This window comes from Verrucomicrobiota bacterium (assembly GCA_037139415.1).
GTDB lineage: Bacteria > Verrucomicrobiota > Verrucomicrobiia > Limisphaerales > Fontisphaeraceae > JBAXGN01.
Genome location: JBAXGN010000070.1, coordinates 1 through 18,434, shown reverse-complemented (window position 1 = coordinate 18,434; position 18,434 = coordinate 1). Strand labels below are relative to the sequence as shown.

Sequence of the window (18,434 nt, the reverse complement as noted above, 5' to 3'; positions counted from 1 at the left end):
TCGGCAACCCTAGCTTTGATCACGCAACTGTCAATCCAGTCAGTTTACCGCCAACGGGATGCTGATAACTGTTCACCCGGTGTTCGGTTGCAAAAATCTTTTGCGTTATCCGGTGACAAAGTCTAAGCTGAACCAGTTATAGGACTGGCTATGGCGGGGTTGGCTCAGTCCCAGCCCCGTTGGCGCTAGTGGGCAAATGCGTCATGATGGAAATGCGATTATTCACGAACATATCTTTCAAGTGGAAGCTGATGCTGATGATCTGCGCGGCTTGCATCTTTTCGTCAGTGGCTGGCGGCGGGGCGATCATCTTCTACGAGCTGTGGAAATTCCGGCAGGCGATGACCAAGGAGTTGGCCACCTTGGCGGACGTCGTGACCGCTGGCACCGGTCTGGCGGTGCAAAAGGGCAGCCGGGATGAGGTGAAAAAGCAGTTATTCAGGCTCAGCGGCAGTCGGAACATCGTTGCTGCCGGTGTCTATGGTACCAACAATATGCTGATCGGCCAATATACGCGGATGGACTCCGTGGAATTCGTCCCGGCGACGCCCCGTAGATTACGGTTCAGTTTTGATCGAGACTTTCTCGTCTTGTTCAAGCCGATCGAGGTGCAAAACCAACGGGTCGGCATGCTGTACCTGAAAGCGGATTTGTCGGTGGCCCAGGGCAAGAACGACCAGCATTATACGGAAATCATGGTGGTGGTGATGCTGATTTCCTCGCTGGTGGCCGTCGTTTTTTCCGCCGTGCTGCAACGGGTGATTGCCCGCCCAATTCTGAGTCTCGCCACCACCGCCAAACAATTGGCCCGGAGCAACGACTACAGTCTGCGGGCTCCCCGACAGGGGGAGGACGAAGTGGGGCAGCTCATTGACAATTTCAACGCCATGCTTCAGGCCTTGCAGGACCGCGACCAGGAGCTGAAGTCCGCCAACCAGAAGCTGGCGGAGAATAATCAAATGCTCGAAAACAAGGTGACCGAGCGAACGGCGGAACTCGCGCAGTCCACGCGCGAGGCGCAAGACGCGCGCCAGGCCGCCGAACTGGCCAACCAGACCAAAAGCGCCTTTCTGGCCAATATGAGCCACGAGCTGCGCACACCGCTCAATGCTATCATTGGCTACAGCGAGATGTTGATGGAGGAGGCGGAGGACCTGGAAATGAAAGAGTTCGGCAGTGACCTGAAAAAGGTGCATGGTGCCGGCAAGCATCTGCTCGAGTTGATTAACGACATCCTGGATTTGTCGAAAATCGAGGCTGGAAAAATGGATTTGTATCTGGAGACGTTCGATGTTTCCGAAACCATCCGCGAGGTCACCGCCACTATCGCGCCGTTGGTGGATAAGAAAGCCAATCGCCTGGTGGTCCATTGCCCGGAGAGCATGGAAGCCATTTATGCGGATCAGACGAAGGTGCGCCAGGCGCTGTTTAATTTGCTCAGCAATGCCTGCAAATTTACCGAGCGGGGCGTGATCACATTATCCGTGCTCCGGGAAACTGTGGACAGCGCAGATTGGGTGGTGTTCAAAGTGCAGGATACCGGCATTGGCATGACGCCCGAACAGATGGACCGCTTGTTCCAAGCCTTTACCCAGGCGGATGGTGGCACCACCAAGCGATTCGGCGGCACGGGACTGGGCTTGGTGATTACTCGCCATTTCTGCCACCTTATGGGCGGCACGGTCTCGGTGGAAAGCCAGTACGGACAAGGCTCAATTTTCACAGTGCGGCTGCCGGCCAAGACCGTCAAAGCCAAACCCGAACCCATCACGCAACCGGAAGAAACTCTCTTGACGACGCTGCCGAAGGATGCCAGCCGGGTGTTGGTGATTGATGACGATCCCGTCATCCACGACTTGTTAAAACGGTATTTGGTCAAGGAAGGCTTTCATGTCACATCCGCCATGGGGGGCAAGGAAGGCCTGGCGCTGGCCCGGGAATCACGGCCGGATGTTATCACCCTGGATGTGATGATGCCCGAATTCGATGGCTGGGCCGTGCTCAAGCATCTCAAAGCCGACCCGCAACTGGCGGATATTCCGGTGGTCATGGTGAGCATGATTGATGACAAGAATTTGGGCTTTGCCCTGGGTGCCTCCGATTATTTGACCAAACCAATTAACCGGGAAACCATGGCCCGAGTCCTGAACAAGTACCGGCGGACTGCTTCCCCCACGATTTTGCTCGTGGACGATGAATTGTCCTTGCGCGACATCTTGAAGCTGATTTTGGAACACGACGGCTGGATCGTCCGGGAAGCCGGAAATGGACGCGAGGCCTTGGAGCGGCTGGCCCAGGAAGTGCCCTCCTTGATCTTGTTGGATCTCTCCATGCCCGAAATGGACGGCTTTGAGTTTCTCAGGCACATGCACCAGCACAAAGAATGGCGCTTGATTCCGGTGGTCATCCTCACGGGCATGGTCCTATCTGATCAGGATCACGCGCGCTTAAAAGGCCAAGTCGAGGCAATTATGCGCAAGGAAACCTGCCGCTGCGAGGATTTGGCAGTCCAATTACGGATTTTTACCCAGCGTCAAAAAGGCGTGAATCAGCACTCCTGACGTTATAGGGTAACCGGATTGAAATTACGCGGGCTGCGAAAACAGGTTTGCGGTACCGCAGCGCGGCAAAAACTGAACGTTTGAAGATTTATGGCAAAGATACTGTTAGTCGAAGACAACGAAATGAATCGCGACATGCTGTCCCGGCGCCTTGCGCGCAAGGGGTATGAGGTGATTATCGCGGTGGACGGCAATGAGGCGGTGGAAAAAGCACAAAGCGAGTTCCCGGATTTAATCCTGATGGACATGAGCCTGCCGGTCTTGGACGGCTGGGAGGCCACCAAAATCCTCAAAACCTTTCCGGCATCACAAACCATTCCCATCATCGCCCTCACGGCGTATGCCATGGCCGGGGATCGTGAAAAAGCACTCGCCGCCGGGTGCGATGATTACGACACCAAGCCCATTGAACTGCCCCGGTTGCTCGATAAAATCGAAAAACTGTTGCCCAAGCCGCCCGCCTGATGTCTGATAACGGATACTGATTTATGAAGTTAACGCGAATCGGATTAACAATCGGCTGGTTGGCCGGCTGGCTGGTCGTACTGGCGGGCTGCGCCGACAAAAGCACCATCGAGACTCGCAAACACGAACGTTGGATGGCGTATAGCGGTTTGCCGCAGGAGCAGCGCGAGTTGGTGGATCAGGGCAAGATCCGCATGGGCATGACCATGGACGCCGTCTTTATTGCCTGGGGAAAACCCTCGGAAGAGACGGAAGCCGAGTCCGCGGAGGGGCACACCGTCACTTGGCGGTATCACAGCGGTTATGGCGAGGAAACCCGGTATTGGACCTTCCGCGAGGTAACCCATGACGGGAAATCCCACATGGAACGGTACCTGGATACCGATTACACCCCGCGCAGCTATGTGCGATCTGAAATCGTCTTCCTCAAAAACAAAGTCATCCGCTGGCAGACCTTACCCCGGCCATTGTAAGTCAGCCGGGGCTGATTGTGTGCGTGGGGTGGGCTGGGTGTCCATAAAGTGCCACCAGCAGCCCTTTGCGCCAAACGGATATTATGCCATTCCGTCTTTCGTTTGTTGGCAAATAACAAAATGAAGCTATGAAATCGCAATATATGCAAAGCAATATGTTTTATTTTGTGCTCATTTTATGCGTGGTAATTAGCAACTGGCAGGAATCATTAAGTAAAAACTGATAAGGAAATTATGAAAACAATAGTTTTTGACAAGGCGATCCGACCCCTCTGTAGTATTTTGGCTGCGTTGGCGGTTTGCGCGACTTCTGGCCTTGTGGCACCGCAAGTACGTGCCACCGAAGCCATTCGCAACGGCTCATTCGACAGTGGGTTGGACGGCTGGGTGGTCAATGACGCCGTTGGGACCTGGAGCCCCCTTCAAGTGGACCTGGGTACCAATAATGTGGTCAGCCTGCATCCCCCCGCCACGTTTGTCAGCTTTTACGGGTATGTCATTTACCAAAATCTGAATCTCACCGGGGTGGGCGGAACCACGCTGAACTTCTCGGTGAGCCTGCAAAAGGGTTCCGCTCCTGCCGGCGCCAAAACGATGGCGGTATATCTGGATTATCTGACCAATACAACCCAGACCACCCGGGTCAAAATCTTGAATCCCAATGCGGATAACCTGCCAAGTGGAACCTGGACCACCGTGACCGCCTCGGTAGCGCTGCCCGCGCAGGCAACCAAAGTGGTGCGTCTCTTGTTGGTCAAGGAAGACAACGGAGAAATTCTGGCGGATAATGTGAGCCTTACCACTGCCAGCGGCACCGTGGGCGGGTTGGCCAAGGTAGAAGGATCATCGCCATTGCTGGGCAAGTACCAAACCAACATCACCATCTTTGGCACGAATTTCGGTGCCACAGGCCAGGTCTTCCTGAGTGTCAGCCCGGCAGATTACACGGGCGGACCTACCGTAGGGCAGTTGAAGGTGGTGAGCTGGGCCAATTCCCAAATTGTGTGCCAGGTGTTGGAACCCAATCGGAGCGGCCAGATCAAGGTGGTGGCTAATGGTGTGGAGGCGGACGGGGATTCCGGTTTTTTTGTGACCTCGTCCAACTTTACGGTGGCGGCGAAGAGTCCGGAGATTACAGCGATTCGCGGCCAGACGGTGCCAGCGATTTTCCAAGTGGGGTTCCTGAATGGGTTCACCAGTTCCGGCGGCGTGTCGCTGATGATGCATACCCCGCCAGGGATTGATACGGCTGGCTCGAAACCCCTGACGCAGAGCGGCGCGTGTCTGTTGAATTTGAACACGACCACCTTGGCGAACGGAACCTATGATTGTGTTGCGCAGAGTCTGGAAGGTCGTTCGTATGCCCGCTGGGCACCCTTCAAATTGACGGTGGTTTCGATCACCAATTTTGCCTTCTCCTCATACGGTGTACCGGTGTCAAGCTTCAGCACCAATAAGCAGGGACGGTTTTATCTGTACGCGGATCTGGTGCAGCAGGATGGCCGGCTTTTTGGCATGGTGGCGGCGGGTCCCGGCGGCAAGCCGGCGTACAAGGTCGTCTCGTCCGATCCCAACGTGGTGATGGTAGGCACGGATAATATGGGGTTCTACACCTTTGACGCGGTGGGCAGCGGTTCGGCGAATCTGACGTTCACCACTCCCGATGGGTTTACCAAGAATTTCCCGGTCACCGTGACGCTGCCCACGTCTCCGGTCATTGACGCTGCCTACTCTTCCCCTGGTTTGGTGGATAACTCAGGGACCATGACGAATGTATTTACCTGGCACGCGGTGGGCGGCACGATCAATGAGTACGGGATGGAAGGCACTGGCCCGTATGATACGACTGATGTGGCCCATTCTACGGATTGGTCTTCGATGTCCTGGCGGCAGCCGGTGCCTGCGGGTCAGCAGCCTGGCACATATTACTACTACGCCAAAAATAATGCGAATGGCGCTGTGCGCGGGTTGCAATTGACGGTGGTTAATGCCGCGTCGCGCGGCCAGGTGGCGGGCAACATTATCGTGGGCATACCCGCTCTTTCTGGAATGCCGTATGACCAGGGTAGCGGAGATCTGGAAGTGTACTACAATGGCAGCAGCGCGCCAATACGGACCAACTCTATTTGGAGTCACGGGGGGGATTATCTCGCCTCCTACCTGCAACCCGGCAATTATAAATTCCGTTATATTTCCTCGAATCCCAACTATTTACCGACGTGGTATCCGGCGGGCACCAATTCCTCCGATGCCGTTACCGTGCCGGTCGCGGCGGGCACGACGGTGAGCAATATTAACTTCATGCTGGTGCCGGCCGTGAGTGCCAGTTCGGCCTTGGTGTCATCGGATCGCAATCCCGACGCACCCGGACAAACGGTCACCTTTACCGCCGTGGTTGCGGGCGATTTTGGCGTGCCCGCTGGAACAGTAACTTTCCTGGATGGCAAGAACAGCTTGGGCTCAGCTACTCTGGATAGCAAGGGACAGGCAACCTTGACCACCTCGGCCTTGGCCTTGGGGGAACACGCAATCACGGTGCAGTATGGCGGCACGAATCAATACGCGGCCAGCACTTCGCATGAGTATAATCAACAGGTGATATTGATAACTACCTCGAAACCCGTGATCACGCGAGATCCGTCCGGATTGGCAGTGCGACCGGGACAACCGGTGCAACTTCAAGTTGGCGCCGCTGGCGCAACGCCGATGAGTTATCGGTGGGCGAAGAACGGGGCCACCATCGTGGGAGCTTCAAACTCGACGTATTCCATCGCCAGCGCCACGACCGCGAACGCCGGTACCTACCTGGTGATTGTCACCAATATCTATGGCAGCGCCACCAGTTCCCCGGCCTTGCTGGTTGTGGATGGCGTTAAACCCACCATCACCATTACAGCACCGGCGGCGCGCGTGTTCACCAGCCAGTTGACCCTCGGCGGCAAGGTGAGTGATGACCGGGCCAATGTGACGGTGTGGTCCCAGTTGAATTCAAATGCTTGGGTAGCCGCCCAGTCTATGAACGGACCCTGGTCGCAAACGATTACTCCCCTCGGCGGCACGAATATCTTCCAGGTTTATGCGATGGATGATGCGGGGAACTGTTCCGCCATCCAAAAAGTCTCCTTCTTCAAAGTGGCGACCGATGTGTTGGTGGGTGGCACCACCGGAAACGGGGCGATTATCGAGAGTAACAAGCCGTTTGTAACCGGTCTGGTTCGGGAATTGGGCAAAACCGTGACCTTAACGGCCAAGCCGGTGGCGGGTAACATCCTCTCCAGTTGGGAGGTGCAAGTGGGGGCGTCCAATGGCGTTGTGCCGTTCAAGCACGATTACAATATCCTGGCGCTCACCATGCAATCCAACCTGAGCGTCACCGCCAACTTTGTGCCCAATCCGTTCCTGACGGAAGGTGGTGATTATGCGGGCCTGTTCCAGCCGCCCTCATACAGCGATACCAATGACGTGTGGATCAAGCCGACGGACTGGACCAATGCCGGCATGATGACCTTGACGTTGACCACCAACGGTACCTTCAGCGGCCAGTTGACATATAAGAGCGTGAATTATCCCTTCACGGGGGAACTGGATGCGCGGGGGTCAAATACCATCAGCGTGGCGCGCGGCAAAGATCCGGCGCTGATCGTGACCTTTCAGTTGATGCCGGGGGCCGCGCAGATCATTGGCACGGTCAGTCAGGCGGGCGCGTGGAATGCCGAGCTGTGGGCCTCCAGGAAGATGATCACCAAGGATACGGCTTTCAAAGGCAACTATACGGTGGGGATCGAAGGCGGACCGGATAACGCTTGGGTAGCTGGTGCGCTCACTTTAACGGTTTCGCCACAGGGTGCGGTCACGGTGTCGGGCTCCATGGCCGATGGCACTGCAATCACGCAATCCCGCTGGTTGACCACCAACGGCGACTTTATCATTTACCAAAACTTGTATGGGAATAAGGGGATGCTGTTGGGTTACGCGCATTGTGACTACGACGGCCAGGGTGAATTGCACTGGCAGAAGCCGGCGGTACCAACGGATAAACTGTATAAGGGTGGATTCTCGGTGAATCCGATGCTGTGGATGAGTCGGTTCACGGCACCGGCGCCTGGGGCGAATGCGACGTTCTGGAGCACGAATATTGGCGGCATCGTTGTGAGTCGTGGCGGGCTGACCAACGATCTGACGGGGCAGTTACGCCTGGTGAAGAATGTCGGTGTGCCGTTTGGAACCAACAACACCGTGAAGAGTTATTCGGTGACATTTGATGCGACCAAAGGCACCTTTGCGGGTACCTTTTCCAACCCTCAGGACAAGAATAAAGTCGTCCCCTTCAAAGGCGTGGTGTTGCAGTGGTACGGGACCAATACTGTGCCCCAAGGCAGCATGAACATGGGCTGGTGGCTGGGTGCGACCAACAGTGGCAGTGTGAATATCGGGCAGTAACGACCGCCTGCCACAACCGATTCACGTCATCCCCGCCGCGAGCTTCGCCTCCGGCGGGGGTGTTTTTGAGGTGGTTTATGGTTTCCAACTTTTTGGATTGCTGCCTGTGATAAAATAATAAATTCTAAAGGTATGCTTAAGCAGACGTTATTGTCATTATTGTCCGTGTCGCTCTTTGCCGGCGCGGCGGAATTGTCCGCTCCGTTCACGGGCCCCGGCCTGGTTCACCTCACCTACAGTGCCTCCGCCTCTGGCGCGTATTCCACCGGGCTTAAGTTGGTACGGGTGAACGGGCAAACGCGCACCGTGCTGGCCCAGGGAACCGCCATTCACGGCACCCTGAGGGTGGATAAGCTGCCTTCCGGTTATACCGACATCCGGATCGAGGAAAGTTTCAACGACACCTCCCGGAGCCCGGCCTTGGTTTATACGAATCTGGTAACCAGTATCTCGCCTGGGGTGACCGAATCCAACATCAGTGGAACGCTGCTGTTCAATGAGACCTTCAGCGGGATTACCAATCCTCTGGTCGTTGGGGTGAATATCACCAACGGCCTGTCGTTGCTCCTGCAGGATTGCAGCTCGGTTCAATATTGTTCGTTCAATGGCAACGGCAACTACTCCATCGGCAATTGCCGCGTGCTGGGTTTTAATCCGCCAGCCTCCGGAACGCTGGCGGTGGCAGACTCCCAATTTGAGTCCGTATTCAACCTGGGAGCCGGCTTGATGGCCAATTTCCTCAACTGCAAGTTTCCGACCACCCGGAGTGGAGCGGGCTTCTACGTTAATGGCACCAATGCCACCCCGATCATTTTCGAGCAGTGTGAGTTCGGCATGGCGCCTGGTGTTTGCTTCTACGGCGGGCGTCCGGTGACGCTGCGCGGCAACATGTTTGCCGGCGGGTTGATTTTTACCGATAAAGGCTGGGGCACCTATTTGAACCAGGCCGTGATTGAGAACAACAGCTTCGTGGGGGTGGAAGCCTTGACCTATACCGGCACCGATCCCATCACCACCAAGGTGGCGCTGGGGAAAAATTATTATGGTGACACGACCGGTCCGAATAACTGGGGGTTTGCCAGCGGGCGCGGCGCCAGTGTGAACACCAACTTTTTCGCGATTTCCAAGGCGTCCTTTACCGGCGCGGACCTTGCCAATCGCAAATTTTCAACCGGCACGAATCTGCCCCCGATACTCTATAACATGGGCACCCGCATCGCCCAGAATGTTTCCGGATCCCTGCTGCGTCAGGGGCGGGAAACCCTCGTCAGTGTGGAGATTGCCTCCAACTGGAAACAAGTCAGTGGCGTCCAGGTCTATGCGCTGCTGGATGGCGTCCGCATTGATCCCGTGAAATCGCCCGACATTTACCGCGACTGGCGTGATTGTGCCGCCAAAGGCGGCGAAGCCAACCAGCAGGTGCGCGCGGGCGCAACTACGTTCAACCTGATCTTGCCCGCCCAGACCAAAATGACCGCCGCCTTGCAGGTCATCATGAATACCAGCAATTCCCCAGCTTTTGGCACCAACGGCTACCAGGCAACCATTTATTCCCAGACCTTGAATTTTTGGAATGCCCCGGTGCGCCCGCTCCGAGTGTTGGTCACCCCCGTGAAGATCGAAGTGGCAGGCTATCCCACCGGCATTCCCACGGGGACGGCCGTCGCCGCCACCTTGCGTAAGGTGGCGCCCGCCATGCTGCCAATCCGGAGTGACGAACTGGTGGTGGAACTGGATACCTTGCTGACTTACAGCAGCGCGGAGAGCGGGTTCTTTGATTCCTGGATGACCGCCTCCTTGTGTTATACGGTGAATGAATGGCTGTTGCAGTACATGCTGGAAATCAACGCGTTCCTGCCCGCTGCGCAACGGTATGACCGGATCGTTGGCGTGGTCGCCAAGGGAACCTTGGGCGAAGGGGATGGCGTCAACGTCATGACGTCGCGCGCCTCCATGCTGGTGGATGAGACCAAGCCGCTGGCGGTGCTTCACGAAATGGGACATTCCTTCGGCCTCTACACCGGCAAGGAAGAATATTCTATTGTCGAGGGTGGCTACCCGGTGGATCAAGTCACCGCGTTTTTGCCGGAGGCCGCGCTCTCGCTCAATGGCGTTCCCGGCATGACCAATCTCGGGCGCTTTTTCCATCTCGCCCAAAACCTTGGGGATAAATACACCGACGTGATGGGCAGTCTTGAACCGTCATGGATCATCCCTTCCACCCATTATGAGTATGGCCGTGGGCTGCTATCATTGCTCTATTCTCCATCTCCGGCACCGGCCATTACCCAAAATAAGGCCGCCAGTAAAGCGCCGGTCAACCCGGGCCAGCGGCGCATTCTCATGCAAGGTGCTTACGCGCGTTTGGGCTCGCCCTGGCCTTGGGATGCCAATCTCATGAGCTACGTCCTTATTCGGGATACCGTCACGGCCATGGACGTCACGGATTTGAATGTGGATTCCATCCCCTCGTATAATGGTGGCAAGGCGGATTCCATTTTGGTCCGGAGCCTCAACACGAATTACGGGTATTTGGACAGTCAGTATGTTAAAATCCCCGGACCAGATCTCCTTAACAGCCCCATCGGATTCTGGATACAAACCTTTGACATCACCAATACGGCCGCCGGACTTTCCGTCGAGGGCGCAGCCGATCCGGAGCATGTCTCCGGGGACCCATACCTGATGCTGGATTTTTCAAAAACACCCTCGGTGATCGTCACATCACCGCGTAATGGTGACGCTTTGGGGGACACCTTTAATTTTACCGCAACCACGTCGGGGGCGCCGGTCTCGCATCTGTTGTTTTACAGCACCGATGGCTCCGCCTGGACGCGGTTCGGACGGCTCATCAAAGGCAACCAGCGCCTGCTCTCCGCCGGCCCGCTGCCGATAACCAATCGCGTCTTTCTCAAGGTGTGCTCCAGTGACGGGTTTCACACCGTCATCAATGTGATCTCCAACCTCAGTGTTGTAAATCGCAGCCCCCAAGTGGCCATCAACCAGCCCCGCAGCGGTCAAACCAGCGGCCCGGTTTGCGACCTGTATGCCGTGGCGGCGGATATCGAGGATGGCGAGTTGACCAACCTGGTCTGGACCTCCTCACTGGATGGCACGTTGGGTACCGGGCCAGCCTTGCCGGGCATAAAACTGTCTGCCGGTCTGCACACGATCGCCTGTACGGCCACCGACCGTGCCGGGGCAAGCAATACCGCGCGGCTACAACTGACCGTCGCGGGGAACGCCGCCGCCACCGATCCCCGGTTGGAAACCAACTCGCTGGTTGTGGTCTCGGGCAGCCCCGGCACGTTGCCATTCCTTTCGCTGGGCCATAACAACCAGCTTCGTTTTACGGTTCTCAATGGTGGTAACCCCGCTGCGGGGACCCTGCAAATTTTCATCCAACCGCCGGGCGGTTCGGAATACCTGTTGCAAACGAATGACCTCTACGTGGAAGATACCGTCCAGATAACCGCCCGCTTGACCCCCGAGGTCGCCGGGGGCTATACCGTGCGCGCTTTACTAACGAACGTGGTACCCGCTGATGCCAACCTCGCCAATAACGAAATCCGTTGGACGCTGTCCACCCAACCCGTCGGTGTGACGGTGCAGATCGAACCGGCAGCCGCCGTCCAGGCCGGCGCCCAATGGCGCGTGGAAAGCGATGCTTGGAACGCCTCGGCCGCGACGCTTTCGGACACCAACTTCCCTGGCTACACGCGGCTCATCAATTTCAAACCCATCCCGGGTTGGATCACGCCCCTATCGTATTATGTGGATAACGTCATATCGGATAACACCGTGTTCAAAGCGAAATATCGCCCGTATTTGGGAAAAATGCCCTATGTGTTCACCACCACGCCCTTCCGGGAGATTGGCTCGGGCGCCGCGCTTTATTTGAGCTTCTATGCCGATGGCACTCCCAAACCTAATTACCAATGGTTTAAGGACGGCGTGGCTTTGGTGGGCTCCAACACGACGTCCGTGTACTTTAAAAATATCCAACCATCCCAAGCGGGCACCTACACGCTGGTGGCCAGTAACGTGGTCGGGCTCTCAACCAGCATCCCCATCAAGGTGGTGGTAACGAACAGCGCCAGCGCGAATACCGCGCCGGTGATCAGCGCTCAGCCCGTGAGTCAGTTCGTCCTGCCTGGTGGCAGCGCGGCTTTCAGTGTCACCGCCTCCGGCCTCGCTCCCTTTAGCTATCGCTGGGCCCGGAATGGGACCGTGGTGGTCGGGGCCAGCAATGCGACGTGCGTTATCTCCAATGCCACCACTGCACAGGCTGGCACCTATCAGGTCATTATCACCAATACTCTGGGTAGTGTCACGAGTGCACCGGCCATGCTGATCGTGGATGGAGCAAAACCCACGGTCGTGATTTCCGCCCCGCTGGCCAACGCCCGTGTCAGTAACGCAACCGTGACGGTCTCGGGCAAGGCTGCTGACACGGGCGGCCCGCTTGCGGCTGTGTGCTACCGGCTCAATCAGGGCAATTGGCTGTCGGCCAGCCAGACTACCAATTGGCAGGCGGCGGTTTCCGGGTTAACGCCCGGGACCAATGTCATCCAAACCTATGGCCGCGACCTGGCAGGCAATTGTTCCAGCACAAACACGGTCAAGGTATGCTATGTCGTGACCAATCTGTTGCAGGTGATCAATCGTGGCACGGGGCTTGGCAAAACGGCTCCCTTTACCAACAACCTCTTGGAACTTGGCAAGACCTACACGCTCACCGCCACCCCCTTGGCCGGCAGCCTGTTTTCCAACTGGGTCTGCAATGGTGTGGCTCTCACCAACAAACCCGTTGTGCAACTGACCTTGCGCTCGAACACCACCCTCACCGCCAACTTTGTGACCAACGCCTTCCTCTCCCGCAAAGGAGACTATGTGGGGTTGTTCATGCCAGGCGATGACTTTAGCCAGGCGGACTGGACCAATAGCGGCGTGATCAAATTGACCATGACCGACAAGGGCACTTTCACCGGGCAACTGACGCACCAGGGCAAGACCTGGCCGTTGACCGGCGTGCTGGACCTCAATGGCGCCACCAACCTGGTGGTTCTGCGCGGCAAAGATCCGGCGTTGCAAGTGAGCTTAAGCCTGGACTTGGGCAGCCAGGGGGAATTCGTGGGCACCGTGGCCCAAGGGACCAACTGGCTGGCTGGCCTCTGGGCGGATATGATTGTGAAACAGTCGGTGAAGACCAACTATTCCTTGACGGTGCAAACCGGGCCGGGCGGAACCAACGGTGGCCGTTTGACGCTGCTGGTGCAATCCACCGGAACGGTGACCGTGAACGGCACACTCTCCGATAAAAACACACTGGCCGGTTCATTCCCGCTGACCCGGCAACGGGAAATCATCCCGTACCAGACCTTATACACCGGCAAAGGCATGTGGCTGGGATATATTAGTTTGCAGGGAACCAATGGCGGTGCCGCGCATTGGCAAAAGCTGAGCAATAGCCTGGACAAAGTGAACCCGCAAGGCTTCTCGGTGAATACGCGCCTGTTGCTGCCGTAGTAAATTCCGCTGTAACCGTAGGCTGAACATCACGGCGCTTTCCCCGTGCGGTTCAGGACTTCGACATTGACGCATTCATACGCGACCACCTGCATTACGCCGCTAGGCGGGAGAATCTTGATCGGGTAGCCGGGGAGGGTCACGCAGGCATCGCCGAATTCCCAGCCCATCTCGATGCGGGTCACCAGTTTGGTGGGCATCTGGCAGTCGGTGCGCGGCGTGTCAGCGGCGGTGATCAACATCTCGCGTTGCCGCTTGCGGGCAAAGATTTCCGTCTCTGCCTGCAACTGGCTGCTGTAGCCGAGTCGCAATACCAGCGCCCCATCCGGTGTCTTCTCCAGATACGCCTTTTCGCGCCCAGGAATGCCACCGTAAAAGTCAATCGGGCGTGCCCAGCGCGCATCCTCGGCTTTGCCAACATAATAGGTCGGCATGTGGCCCAACATCGCCACCACCGTGGGTTGTCCCTGTTTCAGTTCCTCGGCAATCAGGCGGGCGGTCTGGTTCACCGCGGCCACCTGGCCATCCTGGAAGCGTTGCAGATACGTGCGAATCCGGCTCAAGTATTCTTGTCCCAGAGCCCCGCGTGCAATGGGGACGATCCGGAGGTCATCATGGAACAGTTTCTTGCCGACGTACTGCGCATTCCACTCACGGCCATCCGGGCAAAATACCGATTTGTACATCGTGGGCATCTTGCCTTCCCGGGTGAGTGCCGCCACAAGTTCGGCGGTAAACGTCCAGGCGTGCAAGGTGTTGACCAGCACGTTTCCGTGTCCCACCCGCCTGCCATCTTCCAAGGTGACAACAAGATCTTCATCCCCGAATCCGGTATCGAACCAGGCATCGCACTGAGCGGCCGTTTCCGCCAGTGCGGCCATTTTACGCGGCCCGAAACCAATGAGGAAGGCCCCGCGCGCCCGGGCATCCCGGATGAGTTGCAGATCACGTTCCCCCGGTTGGCGATCCCAGCCAGCCAGGATCACGGCGTTGGTTTTTTCTGCGTCGGTGCGTTCGGTCTTGGTGGCCCGCGCCGCACCGAAGCAAATCATGCCGCCACTGCGTCCCTGGAGTTCCGGCCCCAGCGTCTGGCCATTGGGCAGGCACCCGAGCGTCCCGCCGCGCAAATGGCGTTGCGCCACAATTTCAGCGAGGCGCGTGATTTCAGGAAGTTCCGCCGCCACCGTGTCGCAGGTTTTCAGAGAAAAAACGAGGTACTCGTTTGCGGGGATGGCTGCGCCGAGCGCCGTGACGGCCAGCCAGATCGCGAAAGCGCAGACCGGGGTGAATCGCATTATCGTGTTCATAGAGTGCGCAGACTCTATTCCCAATCGTGTGGTTTTCAATACGAATAAACTTGAGAAAGGTAATTACTGGACTTTCCACTCCCTTGACAATTTTCCCGATGGATCGAAATGCGTGCGTACCGTTTGATTTTCCAGCGGTCGTTTTTGTGCGGCTCTTCTGAATTACTAATTCTTCGGATTACCTCAATTCTTGACCTGCCATGACAAATCCAGATACCCTGTTGCCATGGTCCGTCTTGAAAATGAGTTTTGCCGCAATCATGTCGTTTCGCATGGTATAAGCAGTTTACTTACGAACGTCTTCAGTCAATTTTTTCCATCCCTGCTCGGGCTTCTGTTCGTCAGCCTGGCGGGGGCCGGTGAATGGCCTGCCTTCCGCGGCGATGCGCAACGTTCCGGCGTCACTGCCGAACCACTGACGTTGCCACTCACCCAAGCCTGGACTTGCCAACCGGCGCTGCCGCCGACCCCCGCCTGGCCGGAGCCCGCATTAACCAACTACGCCATCCAGTACGGGCCGCTCCAGCAAACCCTCACCTTTGACCGCGCTTTCCATGTCGTCGCGGATGCGGAGGGTGTCTATTTCGGTTCTTCCTCGGAGGATGCGGTGTACTGCCTGGACGCGGCCACCGGCGCGGAACGCTGGCGGTTCGTCACCCAGGGCCCGGTGCGGCTCCCGCCGGTGCTTTATCAAGGCAGCCTATTTGCCGGTTCCGATGATGGCTATCTGTACGCGCTGGAGGCGCGCAGCGGAAAACTGCGGTGGAAATATCGCGCCGGTGATCGCGATCAGCGGTTGCCCGGTAATGGCCGCATGATCTCCCTCTGGCCCGTGCGCGGTGGCTTGGTGGCGGATGCGGGCATGGTGTATTTGACCGCGGGCCTGTTTCCATCGCACGGCGTCTATCTCTGCGCACTCAAGGCGGACACCGGACGCCAGGTCTTCAAACGCCCGCTCGATTTCACCGCGCAAGGCACCATGCTGGCGTCACCGAGCCAGCTCTTCGTGGCCACCGGACGCACCGCCTTCTGGGGTTGCGACCGCAAGGATGGCCGCCCGCTGGTTCGCTACGGAACTTCTGATCCGTGGAAGACCAACCTGGTCGGCGGCAGTTTCGCGCTCGTGGCGGATGGCGTGCTGACGACTGGCCCCAGCGAAGATGGACAGTTCCACTGGTTCAATGCTTGGCGCAAAAGCCCGATCCTGCGTGCTCATGGAGATGCCGTAATGATCCAAGGTGATACCGTGTACCTGCTGGGCAAGGGACAATTGGCGGCGGTCAACCGCACGGCTTACCTGAACGATCAGAAGCCCCGGAAGGAGCCGCGCCCCCTCTGGTCCGTCACCACGGATAAGGCGACGACCATGATCCTGGCGGGGGACAAAATCGTTGCGGCAGGTCCTGGCGCAGTCGCCGTGTACGACACGCAGAATGGAACCCGGCTTTGGACCACCAGCCTGAGCGGCGTTGTGGAAGGTCTGGCGTTTTGCAACGGGCGGCTCTATGCCAGCCTCGATCACGGACAGACGGTCTGTTTCCAGACTGGCCCGGTAACACCCGCGCCGGTACTGGCCCCGCCAGCGATGGACCAACCGTATCCGGACAATCCGCAATTAGCGCAAGCGGCGGAAGCAGCCATCAAAAACGCGGGCGTAACCAAGGGTTACTGCCTGGTGCTGCAAGCTGGCACCGGCCAACTCGCCTATGAAATCGCCCGGCGTTCTGAATTCCGCATCGTCTGCCACGAAGAAAACCCGGTGAAGGTCGAGGCCCTGCGGGCCGCCCTATCGAAGGCCGGTTTATACGGGCGGCGTATCGAAGTCCATCAAGGCCCGGCTAAGACATTGCCGTATCCGAAAGGCTTCGCCAATCTCATCGTCGCGGAAGGCGTGCTGACCGAAGACGCCGTACTGCCGCCCGCCGATCAGGTTTTGCGGGTCCTGCGCCCGTATGGCGGCACAGTGGATATCATGGCCCGTCCCGGAACCAAGGCGGATCGTCAGTTGCCCAAGTGGGGGCGGGATTTGCCAGAATGGCACGTGAGCGCCGGCGCTCTCACGCACGGCCTGGCCCGGCGCGGGCGTCCGCCCGGCAGCGGTGAATGGTCTCACTTCTACGCCGATCCTGGGAATACCGCTTGCAGCAGCGACGAAATCCGCCCGGTGCCGATGGACCTGCAATGGTTCGGGCGTCCCGGCCCTGGTGACAACATGGTGGATCGTCATAAGAAAGGCCCGGCCCCCCTGTTTGTGAACGGGCGGCTCTTCATTCCCGGATACAACTACCTGGCGGCGGTGGACGCGTTCAACGGATTTATCCTGTGGGAAAAGCAAATTCCCGACTCGGTGCGCGTGGCGGCGTTCAAGGATTCCAGCAGCATCGCGGCCACCGATTCCAACGTGCTGGTGGCGGCGGGCGATACCTGCCTGGTTCTGGACGCGCAAACAGGAACAACCACGATGCGCATTCCCGTCGTGGGCAAACAACCGGAGAAAGCCTGGGGTTATCTGGCGACCGCCGGGGGCCTGATCATCGGTAGTGTGGCAAAGCCGGGCGGTTCGTTGCGCGCCTTGGGTAAGCTGGAGGACGTGATCATCTGGAAAAACGATCAACCGGTGGTGTGCAGCACCTCCGTCTTTGCGGTGGATCCCGCGACTGGCAAACCCGTTTGGGAATACCCGGCACAGCGTGGCGCGATCATCAATCCCACCCTGGCCATCGGCAACGGCCGGATATATTTTGTCGAAAGCCGCAATGCCGGGACCTTGGAATCCACGAACGGTCGCGTGTCGCTTCACGAGTTGGTCGGAGCCGGAGCGCAGTTGGTGGCGCTGGACCTCAAGACCGGCGTCCCGGTTTGGACGCGGGAGACCGATCTGACTTCGTTGCAACAAATCATTTACTTGAGCTATGCGAAGGAAACGCTGCTGGTCTCCGGGAGCCGCTATGCCACCGTGTCCCCGGAGGAGACCAAGGGTTTTCAGAAACCGACACAGCTCAAGCGCGTGCGGTACGACTTGCTGGCATTTGACGCGCGCACGGGCGACCCGAAATGGCACGCCACCGCCATGCCCAGTTACGATCATGTGCTGACCGGGGCGCATGGCGAACAGGTGCAGCATCCCGCGATTGTGGAGGAAATCGTGTACGGCCCGGGGTTTGCGTTCCACCTGCTGACCGGCCAGCCCTATGAAGGCTGGCAGTGGCAGAAAAGCCAAAAGTGCGCCACGTTGTCCACCTCGCGCTACTGCGCCTTCAGCCGGTTCACCCTGGAGAAGCTGCCCTACATGTTTGATCTCAAATCCGGCCAGCGCACCGCGTTGTCCACGGTCACCCGGCCAAGCTGCTGGATTAACACCATTCCGGCAGGCGGGCTGATTCTCATTCCCGAAGGCAGCGCCGGCTGCACCTGCGAATATCCCTTCCAAACCTCCCTGGCGCTGGCTCCGGCAGATAAATAAATTACATGGTCCGCGTGGTTTTGACTGCTTTAGCCGCACGCACTGCGGAGGGAATAACCGAAGCTACTCCCCGCCCCCCAGCGGACCGGAGGGCCGCGCTCCATTTTGGCCCTTGCCCCAAGGAAGCGCGGGAGCCGCATTTTTTGGAGTGCGGCGGCAAGGTGGGGTGACGGGGGCCGCGACGCCGCTTTGGATG

At 57.9% G+C, this 18,434-nt stretch carries 7 protein-coding genes; 6 read left to right on the top strand and 1 reads right to left on the bottom strand.

The window, feature by feature from the left end:
* The first annotated feature begins 203 nt into the window (after nucleotides 1-203).
* The 5 genes from WCO56_13705 (at nucleotide 204) to WCO56_13685 (ending at nucleotide 13,468) form a co-directional block, all read left to right on the top strand.
* Nucleotides 204-2,561, top strand: coding sequence for a response regulator (locus WCO56_13705; protein ID MEI7730625.1), 2,358 nt, complete (start codon nucleotides 204-206; stop codon nucleotides 2,559-2,561).
* Between the two features lie 90 nt (nucleotides 2,562-2,651).
* Nucleotides 2,652-3,026 carry a response regulator gene (locus WCO56_13700; protein ID MEI7730624.1) on the top strand — a complete coding sequence of 125 codons (375 nt, stop codon included), beginning with the start codon at nucleotides 2,652-2,654 and terminating at the stop codon, nucleotides 3,024-3,026.
* 23 nt (nucleotides 3,027-3,049) lie between these two features.
* A complete protein-coding gene (locus tag WCO56_13695) occupies nucleotides 3,050-3,499 on the top strand; it encodes a hypothetical protein (protein MEI7730623.1) in 450 nt (149 codons plus the stop codon).
* A 234-nt stretch (nucleotides 3,500-3,733) separates the two neighbouring features.
* Entirely contained in the window at nucleotides 3,734-7,939 is a 4,206-nt protein-coding gene (locus tag WCO56_13690; protein MEI7730622.1) for an Ig-like domain repeat protein, read from the top strand.
* 132 nt (nucleotides 7,940-8,071) lie between these two features.
* Nucleotides 8,072-13,468 carry an immunoglobulin domain-containing protein gene (locus WCO56_13685; GenBank protein ID MEI7730621.1) on the top strand — a complete coding sequence of 1,799 codons (5,397 nt, stop codon included), beginning with the start codon at nucleotides 8,072-8,074 and terminating at the stop codon, nucleotides 13,466-13,468.
* A 29-nt stretch (nucleotides 13,469-13,497) separates the two neighbouring features.
* Here WCO56_13685 and WCO56_13680 read toward each other — a convergent pair whose 3' ends face one another.
* Entirely contained in the window at nucleotides 13,498-14,775 is a 1,278-nt protein-coding gene (locus WCO56_13680) for a hypothetical protein (protein ID MEI7730620.1), read from the bottom strand.
* 226 nt (nucleotides 14,776-15,001) lie between these two features.
* Between WCO56_13680 and WCO56_13675 the strand changes: the two genes are divergently transcribed.
* Nucleotides 15,002-18,238 carry a PQQ-binding-like beta-propeller repeat protein gene (locus WCO56_13675; protein ID MEI7730619.1) on the top strand — a complete coding sequence of 1,079 codons (3,237 nt, stop codon included), beginning with the start codon at nucleotides 15,002-15,004 and terminating at the stop codon, nucleotides 18,236-18,238.
* Nucleotides 18,239-18,434 lie beyond the last annotated feature (196 nt).